Raw genomic sequence first — 16137 nt, 5'->3', positions numbered from 1 at the left:
ATTTCGAACGGCCTTTAAAAATGACATTTTTGGTATTCTTTAGTACAGTGACTTTATTTTCTGAAGCTTCTCTTTCCAAATTTCCAGTTGCTCCTTGTGCTTTCGAATGTTTTCATGGACTTCTTTGACTAAAGGATTGTCTTCATCAACATTGCTGAAGAACTGTAAATTGTTCTCAAGCTGCCGAATCTCTCCTTTGGTTTCCTCAATCTTCTTTGTGAGGAAGTAGTGTTCATTGTTAATCTTACGATCATCATCAGCATCCTCCAATGCCTGGACTTTATTTTCGTATTTCAAAAGCTCCGTTTGCGTCTTGTCCATATCGAGTTTTTCAAACGCCTGGTCAAGTGCCTTGTTGAATTTGCCTTCAATGTAACGCTTGGAATGTGGAACTTTTCCAAGGCTTTTCCATTCCTCGATATAGTTTTTTATCACCGGAAGATCCTTTTTTCTTTCTCCTGAAAATTCCATGGCTTTAAGAGTGTCCAGTAATTCCTTCTTCTTCTCAAAGGCTTCGGTTTCTTCTTTATTCTCCTCATTTCTGGAGGCGTGAAGACGGTCGAAATAATGGTTGCAGGCACTTTTGAACCTTTTCCAGATCTTATCAGAATCCTTCCGTGGAACATGTCCAATTTTCTTCCAGTCGCTCTGAATCTTTTTCATGAGAGCTGTGGTAGCTTTAAAATCTTCACTGTCCTTATTGTCCTCGGCGATTTGTACTAGCTCTTGCTTTTTCTCCAGGTTTGCGTATTGTTCTTTTTTCTGGTCTTTATAAAAAGCATTTTTATTGCGGTTAAAGGTTCGAACTACCTCTTTGAACCTCTTCCAGGTTTTGTCATTCACCGCACGGGGAACTTTCCCGGCCTTAAAGAATTCTTCGCGCAGGGCTTCTACTTCTTTAATTTTTTGCTGCCATAATTTATGTGAAGAATATTTAGTTTCAGAGATTTTTTTTAATTTATTAATGATCTCTTCCTTTTTCTCCAGGTTCTTTTCGTATTCTTTCTCTTGCTGTGCAAAATATTCCTGTCGCTGATCATGAATTTTCTTCGTCGCTTCACTAAATTTTTGCCAAATATCTTCCCGGTACTCTCTTTCTACCGGTCCAAGATCTTCTTTCCACATCTTGTGCAGCATTTGTAATTCTCGAAAAGCCCGGTTTGTATCTTTTTCCTGGGTAAGTTCCTCGGCCCTGGAAATGATCTTAAGTTTTTGCTCCAGGTTGTGTTTGAAGTCAAGATCTCTAAACTCCCTGTTGAGGTGTAGAAAATCATAAAAATTCTCTACGTGATGGTGGTACGTGTTCCAAACGGTATTGTATTTATCCCGCGGAATGGCACCTGCAGTCTTCCATCTTTCCTGAAGTTCCTTAAAGTGGTTGTAGGTCGTATTAATGTTCTCCTCAACATCAATCAAACCTTTAAGTTCTTCAATGATCTCTACCCGTTTTTCCAGGTTCTTGTTGAGATCCTGCTTTAACTGCTGGTAATACTTATTACGTTTTTCTTTATAGTCAAAATAGACGGAATTGAATTCTTTTTTTAACGGAGTAGAGTAGTGGAAGTCAATGATGTTCCCGCCATCGGCAAGAAAATCTTCCTTCTTTTGCTCCATTTCTTCGTCAAACTTAGCATTGAATTCGGCCCTAATTTCATCTACATGTTCTTTGATCGCCTGTACTTTCTCATTTTGAACAAGCTTTTGAAGCTCTTGCAAAAGCGCTTCTTTGTTCATGGAGTGATAATCCTTTTTTGCAATACCATGGCGCTCTTCTGCACTTTCATCTTCACTATGCTCGGCAACAGAATCTTCCATTTCACGATGTGCGTCCTTAGGTTCAGAAAAAGATTCCTGTTCTTCTTCCTCAGATTTTTCATCATCTATCGCGGCTTCGGGAGAAATTGGATTTTGCGATTTCCGCTCTTCAGAAGCGGCTGCTTCTTTTAAATAAGCTTCACCCACATGATCTTTTTCCATAGCTTCCTTATCGCGAGTTTTCTGCTCCTCACTCTTAGCTCCTTCCAAAGCAGGTTCCTGTGCTGCTTTTGGGGCTTCCGCGACCTTTCGTGCAGCATCTTCTTTATAATCCCTCTCTATATCTTCCTGGGCAGAAAGATCCTTTTCTGATTCTCTTTTCTCAGTAGCAGAACTTTCATCCACCAATGCATCTCCAATATTTCGCTCTTCAGTTTCTTCTGAAGTAGATTGTTCTTTTCCTGCTGCCTGTGAAGATTTTTCCACAATGTGTTCTGCCGGCTGCCGGGCTCCCGCACCTTCTGTTCCTTCATTTTTCTGAAGGTTCTCATTTTCATTTTCGGGGAGATTTTTTTCTGGCCTTTTCTCGTTATCAGACATATCTTTCAATGTTAAAGTTCATCAATACGTAATAGATGTGAAAGATAACAACTCCCGTAAAACCTAACAAGGTTTTGCCTTTATTTGTAAAGCAGTAACAGAAGTCTTTACATTAAGAATGGTTCCAAATTTCCCAGGCACGTTCGGCCTGTAACTCGAGCATTCGTAAACCATTAGTAGTTGTCGCACCTTTTTCTGAAGCAAATTTCATCAACCTGGTTTCCGCCGGATTGTAAATTAAGTCATAAACAAGGTGCTGCGGTGTTAGGTGTTCTACCGGAATTGCAGGGAATTCTGCCGTTTTTGGAGAGGTGCCTAATGGTGTACAGTTGATGATTACGGTATAATCCTTTAAAATTTCTTCTGAAAGTTGGGCGTAAGAAATGGCATTTTTGGATGGTTTTCTGGAAACGTAAACACTCGATATTCCCATAGATTTTAAGGAATAAGCAACTGCTTTTGAAGCTCCGCCGGTTCCAAGAATGAGTGCTTTTGTATGCTGTTTCTTTAAAAATGGCTTTATAGATTCCGTGAATCCGAAGTAATCTGTGTTATAGCCCGCCAACTGGCCGTTTTTAGAAATTTTGATCGTATTTACGGCACCAATTTCTGAAGCTATAGGATGTATGGTATCCAAAAATGGGATTATTTGCTCCTTATATGGGATAGTGACATTTAATCCTTCCAGCTCTTCATTTTTTTCCAGAAGGAGCTTGAAATCATCCACTTTTGGAACATCAAAGTTGTCATAAGTGGCATCTATATCCAGGTTCTGGAATTTCTTCTTGAAATAAGTTCGGGAAAAGGAATAGGAAATGTCCTTTCCAAGTAATCCAAATTTACGCATAGTTTCGCTTGTTACGATTTTCATACCAGCCCAGCCAAATAACGAATAGAGCTCCAAAAATGATGAAAAGAACTGCCATCCACGTCTGTAAATTCAAAAGCTCTGGCAGGTAGCGGTCAAAATTATCTACGATAGGGTTGCCGCTTTGGTCCAGAACCAGCTTTCCGGAGGCATTTCTACGGAAAACCTCTTCTTTCCATGGCCATACAACCCCTAATGAGCCGGTAATGAAACCTATTATGACTGCAAAAGTGGCATTTTTATAATGTTTTAAGACATAACCTAAAATGTGAGATAGACTAACAAGCCCTGCTAAAGATCCGGCTGAAAAGACTAGTAAAACTTTTAAGAGTCGAATTCTTTCGGAATTGTGCACAAAAGAAAAATCCAAAAGCAGAATTTGGCTAAGGGTGTCAAAAAGGGCATTTACAGAGTCTACCAGTAGAAGGACGTAATTCCCAAGAAGAATTAAAATAAAAGAACCCGATAATCCCGGAAGTGTCATCCCCGAAACACCAATTATTCCGCAGAGAAAAACGAACCAGAGATTGTCATTTTCCTGGGCAGGTTCCAGCAGACTTATTCCTACGCCGGCTGCAACACCAAGAATAGCAAAAAGAATGTTTCGGCTGTTCCAGGCGTTAAAATCTTTACTAATGTAGTAAATGGAACCTATTATCATTCCAAAAAAAGAAGACCAAACGTAGAGTTCAAAATGCAGGATAAGGTAATCCAGAAGCAGGGATACACTAAAATAGCTGATGATCATCCCCAATATTAACAGGCTTAAAAACCTGCCGTTTATGTAATAGTAAAGGCTGCGAAACCTGCCATTGACTAACAGTTTAAAGGAATTATAATTAATGCGGCGAAGAGAAAAAATGAATTCTTCATAAAACCCGGCTACAAAAGCGACTACTCCGCCCGAAACTCCGGGGACTTTATTTGCGGCACCCATGGCCAGTCCTTTTAGGACTAAGAGAATTTTGTCGCTAAGCGTTCGGGTTTGCTGCATTTTCTTCGCTCTCTGGTTTACTTTCGGCCAGGCGCTCTAAGATAAGAATAAGCGCAAAACCAGCAAGCATCAAAGCAACTGCAGCCCATAAATTTGATTCTCCTGCAAAATTCCACGGCAGGACAGATTCCTCCCTAAGAACGACAGATTTGTCTCCGTATTGGGCTGTTTCGAGTACTTTCTTCCAGGGCCATATTTTATTAAGTGATCCAGCAATGAATCCGGTCAAAACTGCAAGAGTGATCGTACTGTAGTTGGCAAAGAGCCATTTGAGCAACCTTGAAAATGTCAATAATCCAAACACGGCTCCCACGCCAATAATACCCAGAGTTTTGAAGTCAAAATCATGCGTAGCTTCGCTCACGGTTTTATAAGCGCCTAAAAGAACAAGAATAAAAGACCCGGAAATACCAGGTAAAATCATTGCGCAAATTGCAATAGCGCCGGCAAAAAATAGAAAAAGATCACTTTGGGCAGCTGCCATTGGAGGCAGGGAAACGATATAAAAAGCAACAACAGCTCCTAAAAGTCCCCAGAGAACGATCTTAATATTCCATTTCGGAATTTGTTTGGCGACATAGAAGATGCTGGCGAGTACAAGCCCAAAGAAAAACGACCAGATTAGCACAGGATGATTTTCCAGAAGGTAATTTGCTAATCGCATTAATGAGAAGAAACTTACCAGAATTCCTGCGAAAAGTGCAAGGATAAAATTTCCATTGAGGGCTTTCCACATGGCAGAAAATCCTTTTTTGCGCCAAATTCCCAGCAGTGAAATATTCACACCGCTAATTGTGTGAATCAATTCCTGGTATATTCCCGATATAAAGGCAATAGTCCCACCTGATACTCCAGGTACAACATCTGCGGCTCCCATGGCCATACCTTTAAGACCTATGTTAAAATAATCCTTTAAGCTACGTCGCATTTCATTAATTTAAAACCTGCGCAAAGCTAAGAATTAACTGCATGCTTTAATGTGCGTGTTGATCTTATCTTTAATGGATTTGCGCGCAAATACCTTGGGGAATAGCTCTTCTATAATGATATAATATTCAGCGTCAAGATTTAAGCCATTATCAAGATGATAAAAGCCTTTTTCAGATTGCTGGAGAGTGAAAAAAAGGCCGGCAAGACGATAGTCTATTTCTGCGGTTTCTGGGTAGAATTCTGTGGCCTGCAACAGGTTTTGAATGGCAGCTTCATATTCTCCTAGTCCGGTTAAGATATCACATCTTCTAATCCAGGTTTCCAACTCATAATTCCCTAGTTCCAGGCTTCTTCTAAGTCCTTTTTCAGCTTCTTCATAAAACTTAAGCCTTTGATTAATTTTAGCGTACCTCTTCCAGTATAGCACGTTCTCCTCATCAATATTGATAGCCTTATTGATATAATACAAAGCTTTAGAATAGTTCTGCTTTTTTGTGAAGAAGTCGGTTATGGCGATCCATCCTTTGTCCAGAAGAGGGTCTTCATGCACCGTTTGTCTGTAATGCTTTAGGGCAAGCTCATCTGCTCCCAGTTTTTCATAACATTTACCAATTCGCAGGTAAGCAAAAGATGTTGGATCTTCAAGTTCTAAGGTGATGTTATAGTTTTCTATAGCTTCATTGTAGCGACCCAGCTTCTCAAGCACCTTTCCTTTTTCAAGGTAAGCGCCAATAAAATAATCGTCACTAATGATCGCGAAATCAAAAGCTGCAAGAGCTTTTTTATACTTTTTCAGGTCAAAATATTGTTTTCCAAGCTGGTGCCATGCAACTTCAGAATACGGACTATTATCAAGGAATTTGTTGAGATATTCTATTGCCTGTCCCTTCTGCTCAAGAAAATCAAAGCAGTACATCACATTATACAAAGCAGAATAATCTTCTTCATCAGACTCCAGGCATTTCATGAAACTTTGCTTTGCATTCTCAAAATCCTCGAGGAAAAGATATTCCATTCCCAGAAGAGAATAAACATCAGCTTCATCTAGAGTAATTTCCAGGGCCATCTCCAGCATTTTGATTGCACTGCTGTGATCATCTTTCTTGGAAAGAATATTAGCCTTTTGAATATATATCTCTTCATTGGAAGTTTCGAGATCATAAATTTCATCAAGAAGGCCATCGGCCAAGTCGAGTTTATCTTCAAAAACCAGAATTTCAACCTTAAGAAGTTTAAGATTTGTAGAGCCGGGATGTTGATTCAGACCCAATTTCACGGCCTTTTTAGCCAATGCAATCTTCCCGTTTTCAAGATAATAATGAATGATATTTTCGAATTCATTTGAATCAAAGAACAAAACGTCATTAGTCTTGAGCATGGATTCAAAGCGGGAGAGAGAGAAATTGTTTTCTTCGTTATGACTTAATTGCATAAGTACGGGGTTACTGATTTCTACAGTATTAAAGTTAAAAATGATAAGCAGCAGATGGGGCGGGGATGGCATTTGTTGTTAACAAAGTAATCAACAGCCTTTTTGCTACTTTAATTTGTCTAGAAGCGCAATAATTATGCCGCATCCTTCCCTTATTTCTTCTTCAGAAATGGTTAAAGGAGGAGAGATCCTTACGGCTCTTTTTTCAAACAGAAGCCAGAACAAGATTAAACCTTCTTCCTGGGCCTCTAGAATAAGCCGATTGGCTATTTCTTCAGTTTGTAAGATTGGAGCCAGCATAAGACCTTTTCCTCTTATTTCTGAAATTAAAGGATGTACTAGCAGCTCCCTAAAAAGTTTTTCTTTCTTAAGTGTACCTGCAATTAAGTCAGTTTTAGTTATTTCCTGTAAAGTTGCCAGTGCCGCCGATGCAATAACGGGATTTCCTCCAAAGGTGGTAATATGTCCCATTTTTGGATAGTCACTAAGAGAATCCATCATTTCTTCGGAAGCTGTAAAAGCACCAATTGGCAGTCCGCCGCCCATGCCTTTTCCCATGGCTACGATATCGGGTACCACTCCAAAATGCTGAAATCCGAAGAGTTTTCCGGTGCGGCCAAATCCGGGTTGTATTTCATCCAGGATAAGCAGAGCACCAACTTCTTCGCAGCGCTTTTTCACTTTCTGAAGATAATTATCTATCGGCAGAATGAAGCCTGCGCCACCTTGAATTGTTTCTAAGATGACAGCCGCTGTCCTGTTGGTGATTTTTTTTAGGTCCTCTTCAGCATTGAACTCTATAAAAGACACATCGCCTATCAAAGGCCTGAAAGGTTTTTGTCGCTCTTCGTACGTCATTAGGCTTAAAGAACCCATCGTATTTCCGTGGTATGCATTTTTTGCAGCAATGATCTCCGTTCTTTCTGTGTAGCGTCTTGCGAGTTTTAGGGAACCTTCAATTGCTTCGGTACCAGAATTTGTTAAATAGGTTTTTTCCAACGGCTTCGGAAGCTCCTGAGCGAGCAATTTAGATAATTGCACAGCAGGTTCCTGAGCATATTCGCCATACACCATTACATGTAGATACTTATCCAGTTGATTTTTTACAGCCTCTACCACTCGAGGATGGCGATGACCAAGGCTACAGGCCGAAACTCCGGCCACGAAATCCAGGTATGACTTGCCACTGGTATCATAGATGTAGGAACCTTCTGCATGTGAAATTTCCACCACGAGAGGATGTGGCGTCGTTTGCGCCTGATATTTAAAAAAATCTGATTTCAATAGTTATTCTTCCTTTTCGGCTTCAATGAGTGGCTCGGGTAAAATTTCTTCAGGCTGGGGCGCGATAGAATCTTGCTTTCTGGTTTTTAAATCTTCCGGGCGTAACCTGGATTTTTCATTTAGCAGCGGGTCATCTTTCTCCCGGTCTTCAAAAAATTCAGTTTCGGGGGAAGGTAAAGGAATTCCTTCAATTCGTGTCAATTCAAGTGGAGGCTCTCCTGCAAACAAATCATCTACCGATTCCAGTCGTTCTTCTCCACGCCAATTGAAACCTATCAATTCCCGTTCAAAAGGAGGTACTTCATTTTCCGGAGTTAAATTTCCGTCTATTTGTTTGTAATAATAAACATCCTGTACCACCTGCTCTTCCAGCAACACTTTAATGGAACTGGATAGAGTCTTGTTAATGCCAATAAGTTCCCCGGCATCATTCCTCATGTAATAAAGTGTTTCCGTATTCTTTAAAATATCAACCTGATATAAGTCGTTTTCTTTAAACAGGCCATAGAGTTCCTTTCCTTTTAATTGGTTGTAACCTTCAATGCTATCTTTCTGGATCATAAAGGCATTGTTGTAAACCTTTAAAGAGTCAAGTTCTTCTGTTTCCACATTATTCAAAAGATGAATTGTGTCGCCGGTAAGCTGATTATTTTGTGACCAAATAACCGGGTTTCCTATCATTTGGGTGAGCCCGGTAGTTTGCTGCACATGAATAGAATCACTCTTCCCGCTCATATTGCTTTTGAAAAGCCTTACGTCATAAAACCCTCTTATGATTCGGTCATCGGGTTTACCAGTGACCATAAGTGTATCACTGTGAATATAAACAGAATCTCTATCCTGCAAAGTCACGGCTAAAGCTCTTTTCGTAATAAAGACCGAATCTTTTTCCCTGTATACTTCGGCATAGTGCCCTCTAATGATACTGTTGTTCACCGTATCTGTCACCTTAATATTATTGGTGGCCGATGCAAAATTGGTATTTCGATTAAAGTAGAGGCTATCGCCTTCCAAAATACGTTGCTCATAATCTATACGGGAATTTTTCACAAAATATCCCGTGTCACCACGGGTATCGTAAAATCCGCGTTCGCAATAAATGGTACTTGTCTCACTCTCTATTGTGGTAGGGCCGTAAAAGAAAACATTTCCTGTTTCTGAATAAAAATCGAGCTGCGCCGAATTGATCACGTACTCTGGATTTGTAAGGACGACATCTGATGAAAAGGAGTATTTTTGACTTTCCAAAAAGTATCTTCCAACACGGCTTTTTAGAACACTGGCAGTATCCCGAACGGTGCCGCCACTTCGGTAGTAAGCCTGTTGTTTTGCACGATCAAAGAAAAGCGTGTCGGTAGTTAAAGACGTCTGCGGATTTCTCATTCGTACATTTCCGCTGGCAAAAGCAAATTCTGTATTCCCGTTATATTCCGCATACTGGCTGTTCATGGTGATCGTATCTCCCTGCTCCATGCGAACGTTTCCGAAGGCTTTAAAAAAGTTTTCTTGATCATAATGAATGGCCTGGTCGCACCAAATTTCAATGCCTTCGTGCGTAAAATGCACCTGCTCGTCCACTTTGCTCAAGATAAGTGCTCCCGGATATCTTTGTTCATCCCGAATCGTTCTGTCACTCGTGTAGTCGATCTTCCGGACTTCCTGGGCAAGTACAGAGGTCTCGCAAAAAAGCAGGAGCAAAAGAATACCAATGATTCGGAATTGTTTCAAAAAAGAAAATTTTGGTTCAAAAATAGCGAATTATTAAGGATTTAATTATTCATGCCCTTGAAATCTTTCAGGATCAAAACGCCATTTTTGGAGAGGTTCAACAACCGTTCCAACTTCTTTTCTGAGGGGAGAAAGGAACGCTAAACATCTTTTTTTTGAGAAAACCTGTGAATTGAAGAAATTGAAACTATAAATAGAAAATAGAATAGAAAGCGAAATCAGTTTAAAGAGATCAAAAAATGGTTTGGACAATAATCGTTCAAAAATGGCATTTTTGGCACTAAATATTTTCGCTCTTTTGAATAAAAAGAGGCTGCCTGAAAAGCATAACCTGCGTCAATTTAAACTTGTTTCAGGTCTCCTCAATGAGAACCACAGATTCGTGAGATTCTGAAAAAAATTCCGAATGACGTTGTACCGCTTTTCAGGCAGCCTTTATTTTTTTCTACTATCTGTTGATCGTCTGTAATCTGTCTGGTCCAACAGAGACTACTTTCACAGGAATATCCAGTTCTTTCTCAATAAAATCAATATACTCGTTCAGTTCCTTTGGAAATTCTGAAGTCTTCGTGATCTTGGTGATATCTTCTTTCCAGCCTTTGAATTTCTTGTACACCGGAGTAACATTTTCAGCTTCCAGATTAAACGGAAGATGATCTATTTCTTCCCCACGATAGTTGTAAGACGTACAAACTTTTAAGGTTTCGAATCCGCTAAGGACATCCGCTTTCATCATGATCAATTGGGTGACACCACTTACACGTACCGCATATTTAAGAGCTACAAGATCGAGCCATCCGCAACGGCGTGCTCTTCCGGTAGTTGCGCCAAATTCATTTCCTACACGCCCCATTGTTTCTCCGTCTTCATCAAAAAGTTCGGTAGGGAAGGGGCCGCTACCCACTCTTGTGGTATAGGCTTTAAATACTCCAAAAACTTCTCCTATCTGTCCGGGGGCAATTCCAAGGCCGGTGCAGGCTCCTGCAGCAGTTGTATTTGAGGAAGTAACGAATGGATATGTTCCAAAATCAATGTCTAAAAGTGATCCTTGTGCGCCTTCGGCCAGGATGCTTTTTGAATTTTTCTGTGCCTGGAACAGGTATTCTTCACTGTCGATGAACTTGAGGCTTTTTAGGACTTCTACGGCTTCAAAAAATTCTGTTTCAAGTTCCGGCAGGTTGTATTGTATGTCAACATCATAGAAGTTGATCATCGCTTCATGCTTATTTGCTAAAGAACGGTATTTTTCTTTCCAGTCGCTTAACTCGAGATCACCTACTCGAATACCATTTCGGCCGGTTTTATCCATATAAGTTGGACCAATACCTTTTAAGGTAGATCCAATCTTTGCCTTTCCTTTGGCAGCCTCGCTGGCAGCATCTAGTAAACGATGTGTAGGTAGAATAAGATGGGCTTTCCTGGAAATAAGTAATTTTGCTTTGTAATCAAGATCAAATTTATCTAGATTGTCAAGTTCTCTTTTAAAGATCACTGGATCAATAACTACCCCATTTCCTACGAGGTTTAAAGCATTTTCATGAAAAATACCAGATGGAATGGTGTGTAAAACATGTTTTATACCATCAAATTCCAGGGTGTGACCGGCATTAGGCCCACCTTGAAAACGGGCGATAATGTCATATTTTGAAGTTAAAACGTCTACAATTTTGCCTTTTCCTTCGTCGCCCCATTGTAAACCAAGTAGTAAATCTACTGCCATAAAAGTAATGAGTTATTCAGTTTCGGTTATCTTTTTATTTCCGTAGAAATAGAGAGAGTGGTTGGTGATCTCTATCCCAAAGACCTCTTCTATTGTTTGTTTAATTGAATGGATCCTGGGGTCACAGAATTCTATGACTTCCCCGGAATCGGTAAGTATAATATGATCGTGATTCTTATCGAAGTAGGATTTCTCATACTGCGCCTGGTTTTGCCCAAATTGGTGCTTTCGTACCAGTGCACATTCCAGTAGCAGTTCAATGGTATTATATAAAGTAGCACGACTTACGCGATACTTTTTATTTTTCATGTTGATATATAAGGACTCTATGTCAAAATGATCTTCACTGTCGTAGATTTCCTGAAGGATAGCGAAACGCTCCGGAGTTTTGCGGTGGCCCTTCTCTTCCAGGAACTTAGTGAATACATTCTTCACTATTGCCTGATCGTTCTTGCTTACTACTTTCTTGCTCATATAATGCTTGCAAAGGTATAAGATTATTCACGTGTCACCTTATCTATACCGTTTATTTTTTTAAGGTGTTCCATTAATTTTTTAAGAATCGTATTGTTTTTTACGATCACTGTAACTTTTCCTGTGAAAACACCATCTGTACTATCAAAGTTAATGTTTCGTATGTTGACACTCATGTTGCTGGAAATCTCTTTTGTTACGTCATTCACGAGCCCGAGATTATCAATTCCCTGTAATTTAATTACAGCTTTAAATTCTTCCTGTGAAGAATCCTTCCATTTCGCCTGCATAATCCGGTAAGCAAAATTACTTTGCAGCTGGATGGCATTGGGACAATCCTTCTTATGCACTTTTATGCCTTCACTTACGGTCACAAAACCAAAGACGCTGTCGCCGGGAATAGGGTTGCAGCAGTTCGCCAGTTTATAGTCAAGGACATCTTCCTCTTTTCCAAAAACCAGTTGATCATATTTTACGGTTATTTCATCCTTATCAATATCTTCAACCTTAGGCGATTTCTTGATCTTACTTTTGAAGAAACTTACCAGCGCATTACTTCGGGAGGCAGCATATTCTTTAAGTTTGATGTTGTCAATAATTCCCATTCCAACGCGGTAGAAGAGGTCCTGACTCGTCTTAAGTTTAAAAAAGACAACCAGTTCATTGACTGTTTTTTCATTAAATGGTATTTTTTGTGCCCTTAATTTCCTGGTGAGAATGACTTTTCCTTCTTCGGCAATATCTTTCTTTTCTTCTTTTAAAGAAGCTTTGATCTTTGCGCGGGCTCTTGCTGTGGTTGCGTAATCAAGCCAGTTGGAATTGGGCTTGGCCTTATCTGAAGTTATTACTTCTACCTGGTCACCGCTGCTAAGTACATGACTTAAAGGTACCAGTTTTCCATTCACTCTTGCCCCACGGGTATGATATCCTACTTCTGTATGAATATTGAATGCAAAATCTAGCGGAGTTGCTCCTTTTGGCAGAGATTTTAGATCTCCCTGCGGCGTAAAAACAAAGATCTCTTTGGAATAAAGGTTCAATTTGAATTGCTCTACAAAATCCACGGCGTTGCCTTCAGGATTTTCAAGTGCTTCCTGCAGGCGACGCACCCATTCGTCGAGTCCGTCTTCGTCATTGCCCTGTTTATATTTGTAATGAGCCGCATATCCTTTTTCGGCGATCTCATTCATGCGCTCACTCCTTATTTGTACTTCTACCCATCTTCCTTTTGGTCCCATTACCGTGATGTGAAGCGCTTCATACCCCGTAGATTTTGGGGAAGAGATCCAGTCTCTTAGGCGAGTAGGATTGGGCCTGAAGTGATCTGTCACGACAGAGTAGATCTTCCAGGCTAGAAACTTCTCATTGTTCGGGTTCGTTTTATATATAATCCTTACTGCAAACTTGTCGTAAACCTCGTCAAAACTCACGTTTTGGTTTTTCATCTTCCGACGAATGGAATATATGGATTTAGGACGACCTTTAATTTCATATTCTATTCCTTCCTGGTCTAATGATTGTTGGATCGTTTGGGTAAATGTATCTATGTACCTGTCTTGTTCTTCTTTGCTTTCTCTTATTTTAGTAAGAATGTCATTATAGACATCAGGTTCGGTATATTTCAAGCCCAGGTCTTCGAGTTCATTCTTTATGTTGTACAAGCCAATCCTGTGTGCAAGGGGCGCGTAGATATAGAGCGTTTCCGAAGCAATTTTTTCCTGCTTGTCTGCCCGCATGGCATCCATGGTCTGCATGTTATGTAGACGATCGGCAATCTTGATGATGATTACCCGTACGTCATCGTTGAGGGTAAGCAGCATTTTCCTGAAATTCTCTGCCTGCAACGAAACATCCTTATCCTTCTTCAGGTGAGAGATCTTGGTAAGTCCGTCGACGATCTTGGCGACCGTTTTACCAAACATTTCTTCAATATTCTCTAAAGTATATTCCGTATCCTCCACCACGTCGTGCAGCAGGGCAGCGGCAATACAGGTGGCATCCAGCCCAATTTCTGAAGCTACGATCTTCGCAACGGCAATAGGATGAAAAATATAGGCTTCGCCAGATTTTCTTCTTTGGTCCTTATGCGCATCAACAGCTGTATCAAAGGCTTTCCTGATGAGTTTCTTATCATCTTCAGAAAGTGTTTGATAGCTAATGCGCAACAGTTCTTTATACTGGCGTGCAATTTGTTTATTTTCCTTATCTATAGCAGCTTCGGTCATCATAAAATAAATGTACAATTAAGATACAAAAGAAACAAGACACATCACTTCTGTAAATTACCTATACGCTTGTAGAGCGGCGGATGAGAATAATTTACAAAAACATATGCAGGATGTGGTGTTAAATTGCTCAGGCTGTTTTTTGATAGCTTTTTTAGTCCCGTCACCAGCGGTTCTGCTTTGTAGGTATCCCTGGCAAAATCATCTGCCTGGTATTCAAATTTACGGGAGAGGTAATTCATTATTAAACCCGTTACTTCAGAAATCGGACTGTACAAGATCCCGAAGGCAATAAAACCAATATGAAAACCGGGAATTTCTACTCCCAAAGCTTCTGAAAGAAGTGGATTTCCCACGAACAAAGAAAGCAACCACAGCGTAAATCCTATTATGATCAAACTTGAGACCAAATTGATGATAATATGGTTCTTTTTGTAATGCCCTACTTCATGAGCTAAAACTCCCACAATCTCTTCATCTTCAAGATTATTTATAAGCGTATCGTAAAGCGTAACTCGTTTTTCATTTCCGAAGCCCGAAAAATAGGCATTTGCCTTCGTACTTCTTTTAGAACCATCAATCACAAATATCTTTTCCAGGTTAAAACCTTCCTTTTGCGCATAGGCTTCAATTTTGCTGCGTAGAGAACCTTCCGGCAGCGGACTTTGTTTGTTGAACAGCGGAACAATGAGCCGCGCATAGAACATATTTAAAAAAATACTGAATATCGCTACAAGAGCCCAGGTATACCACCAAAAATTATCTCCTGCCCATTGATAGAACCAGATGATCAAAGCCAGGATACCGCCGCCAAGAATGATCATCATGCCCCAGCCTTTCAGCTTATCCAAAAAGAAGGTTTTTTGGGTGGTTTTATTGAACCCGAATTTTTCTTCGATTACAAAGGTACTGTAGTAGGAAAAAGGCAGGGAAAGAATGTCACTTCCAAGCATGATGATTCCGAAGAAAACAAGTCCTATAAGAATGGAATTGTTAAACCAGTTACGTGCAATGGAATCTACAAAATCAAAACCGTCGAGGAAAAGGAAAATTAGTAGAACGGCAATAGAAAAGGTAGAAGAAATAAGTCCAAACCTGTGCCGCGTCTTTTTATACTGCTGCGATTTTTCATATTCTTCTTGGTTAAAAACATCCTGGAGATTCTGCGGAATGGGATCCTTAAAATGACGTGCATTCAATGTGTCCAGGATTTGGTCTACAATAAAATCTATTAGCACGACGGCTACGATAATGTAGAAAAGGCTATTTGGGTACATTATTTTTATGTTTATGATACTGGGAATTATTTGAAATTCCGCTGGCGTTTTGCTTCAAAAATAAGAATTCCGGCGGCAACCGAGACGTTCATGGAGTCTATTTCGCCCTGCATGGGAATTACGATATTTTGAGTCGTATTTTCAAGCCATTCATTACTTAATCCCGTGGCTTCAGTTCCCACAACAATTGCGCTTCCAGCTGTAAAATTAACTTCGTGGTAGGGTAAGGAAGCCTGTAATGCAGCTCCAAAAATGGCAATTTGATGTTCTTTTAAAAATGCAAGTATTTCTGAAGTGCCGGCTGCCGCGACCTGGTTCGTGAAGAGACATCCAATGCTTGAGCGAATGATATTTGGATTGAACATATCTGTTCTTGGATTGGCGATGAGAACCGCATCCACCTTTGCGGCATCGGCCGTGCGTAGTAGAGCGCCAATATTTCCTGGTTTTTCGGGAGCTTCGGCAACCAGGATCAACGGATTTTTGTTCGGAAGTTTTAAAGAAGAAAGATTCAAATCTTTCCCGACTGCAACGGCAAGAATTCCTTCTGTACTGCCTCTGTACGCTACTTTTTGATAAACTTCTGTAGAAACTTCCACAATATTTACTTCTGAAGGCATTTCCTGAAAGAGTTCTGCGGCATTTTCTGAAGAAAAAAGCGCACTGCAAAAGAAAAGTTCCCTGATCTCATAGCTACCTTTTAGCGCCAGCCGTATTTCACGCTGGCCTTCAATAATGAATAAATTTTCTTTTCTTCTTGCGCGGGATTTCTCCTGTAGCTGAAGCAATTTTTTTGTTGTTGGATTTTGAATGCTCGTAATTTGTTTCTGCATATAGCAAAGATAATAAA

At 40.2% G+C, this 16137-nt stretch carries 12 protein-coding genes; all 12 read right to left on the bottom strand.

Annotation, left to right across the window (positions count from 1 at the left end):
- Positions 1-39: 39 nt before the first annotated feature.
- Positions 40-2355 (bottom strand): DUF349 domain-containing protein, encoded by a 2316-nt coding sequence (locus ACOV1Q_RS11220; RefSeq protein WP_424494488.1) that lies wholly within the window; start codon positions 2353-2355, stop codon positions 40-42.
- A gap of 112 nt (positions 2356-2467) precedes the next feature.
- Positions 2468-3202, bottom strand: a complete 735-nt coding sequence (locus ACOV1Q_RS11215; RefSeq protein WP_424494487.1) for a shikimate dehydrogenase family protein — start codon at positions 3200-3202, stop codon at positions 2468-2470.
- Positions 3195-4217, bottom strand: a complete 1023-nt coding sequence (locus ACOV1Q_RS11210; protein WP_424494486.1) for a DUF368 domain-containing protein — start codon at positions 4215-4217, stop codon at positions 3195-3197. Before ACOV1Q_RS11210 ends, ACOV1Q_RS11215 begins: the two co-directional genes overlap by 8 nt.
- Entirely contained in the window at positions 4195-5145 is a 951-nt protein-coding gene (locus tag ACOV1Q_RS11205; RefSeq protein WP_424494485.1) for a DUF368 domain-containing protein, read from the bottom strand. Before ACOV1Q_RS11205 ends, ACOV1Q_RS11210 begins: the two co-directional genes overlap by 23 nt.
- Positions 5146-5178: 33 nt before the next feature.
- Positions 5179-6579, bottom strand: coding sequence for a tetratricopeptide repeat protein (locus tag ACOV1Q_RS11200; RefSeq protein ID WP_424494484.1), 1401 nt, complete (start codon positions 6577-6579; stop codon positions 5179-5181).
- Positions 6580-6684: 105 nt separating this feature from the next.
- Positions 6685-7863 carry an aspartate aminotransferase family protein gene (locus ACOV1Q_RS11195; RefSeq protein ID WP_424494483.1) on the bottom strand — a complete coding sequence of 393 codons (1179 nt, stop codon included), beginning with the start codon at positions 7861-7863 and terminating at the stop codon, positions 6685-6687.
- Between the two features lie 3 nt (positions 7864-7866).
- Positions 7867-9591 (bottom strand): OstA-like protein, encoded by a 1725-nt coding sequence (locus ACOV1Q_RS11190; RefSeq protein WP_424494482.1) that lies wholly within the window; start codon positions 9589-9591, stop codon positions 7867-7869.
- A 448-nt stretch (positions 9592-10039) separates the two neighbouring features.
- Positions 10040-11311 carry an adenylosuccinate synthase gene (locus ACOV1Q_RS11185; protein ID WP_424494481.1) on the bottom strand — a complete coding sequence of 424 codons (1272 nt, stop codon included), beginning with the start codon at positions 11309-11311 and terminating at the stop codon, positions 10040-10042.
- Positions 11312-11323: 12 nt separating this feature from the next.
- Entirely contained in the window at positions 11324-11785 is a 462-nt protein-coding gene (locus ACOV1Q_RS11180) for a Fur family transcriptional regulator (protein WP_424494480.1), read from the bottom strand.
- Positions 11786-11808: 23 nt separating this feature from the next.
- Entirely contained in the window at positions 11809-14010 is a 2202-nt protein-coding gene (locus ACOV1Q_RS11175) for a RelA/SpoT family protein (RefSeq protein WP_424494683.1), read from the bottom strand.
- 44 nt (positions 14011-14054) lie between these two features.
- Complete coding sequence (locus ACOV1Q_RS11170) at positions 14055-15287, bottom strand: M48 family metallopeptidase (RefSeq protein ID WP_424494479.1); 1233 nt, start codon at positions 15285-15287, stop codon at positions 14055-14057.
- Between the two features lie 26 nt (positions 15288-15313).
- Positions 15314-16120 (bottom strand): TrmH family RNA methyltransferase, encoded by an 807-nt coding sequence (locus tag ACOV1Q_RS11165; RefSeq protein ID WP_424494478.1) that lies wholly within the window; start codon positions 16118-16120, stop codon positions 15314-15316.
- Positions 16121-16137 lie beyond the last annotated feature (17 nt).

Source organism: Salinimicrobium maris, assembly GCF_049680855.1.
Taxonomy (GTDB): domain Bacteria; phylum Bacteroidota; class Bacteroidia; order Flavobacteriales; family Flavobacteriaceae; genus Salinimicrobium.
Note: the sequence above shows the minus strand (reverse complement) of the source record. Positions and strands in the feature narration are given on the sequence as shown.

Coding starts and splice junctions, on each gene's coding strand:
- ACOV1Q_RS11220 (WP_424494488.1), bottom strand. CDS start 2,355: ATGTCTGATAACGAGAAAAGGCCAGAAAAAAATCTCCCCGAAAATGAA.
- ACOV1Q_RS11215 (WP_424494487.1), bottom strand. CDS start 3,202: ATGCGTAAATTTGGATTACTTGGAAAGGACATTTCCTATTCCTTTTCC.
- ACOV1Q_RS11210 (WP_424494486.1), bottom strand. CDS start 4,217: ATGCAGCAAACCCGAACGCTTAGCGACAAAATTCTCTTAGTCCTAAAA.
- ACOV1Q_RS11205 (WP_424494485.1), bottom strand. CDS start 5,145: ATGCGACGTAGCTTAAAGGATTATTTTAACATAGGTCTTAAAGGTATG.
- ACOV1Q_RS11200 (WP_424494484.1), bottom strand. CDS start 6,579: ATGCAATTAAGTCATAACGAAGAAAACAATTTCTCTCTCTCCCGCTTT.
- ACOV1Q_RS11185 (WP_424494481.1), bottom strand. CDS start 11,311: ATGGCAGTAGATTTACTACTTGGTTTACAATGGGGCGACGAAGGAAAA.
- ACOV1Q_RS11180 (WP_424494480.1), bottom strand. CDS start 11,785: ATGAGCAAGAAAGTAGTAAGCAAGAACGATCAGGCAATAGTGAAGAAT.
- ACOV1Q_RS11175 (WP_424494683.1), bottom strand. CDS start 14,010: ATGACCGAAGCTGCTATAGATAAGGAAAATAAACAAATTGCACGCCAG.
- ACOV1Q_RS11170 (WP_424494479.1), bottom strand. CDS start 15,287: ATGTACCCAAATAGCCTTTTCTACATTATCGTAGCCGTCGTGCTAATA.
- ACOV1Q_RS11165 (WP_424494478.1), bottom strand. CDS start 16,120: ATGCAGAAACAAATTACGAGCATTCAAAATCCAACAACAAAAAAATTG.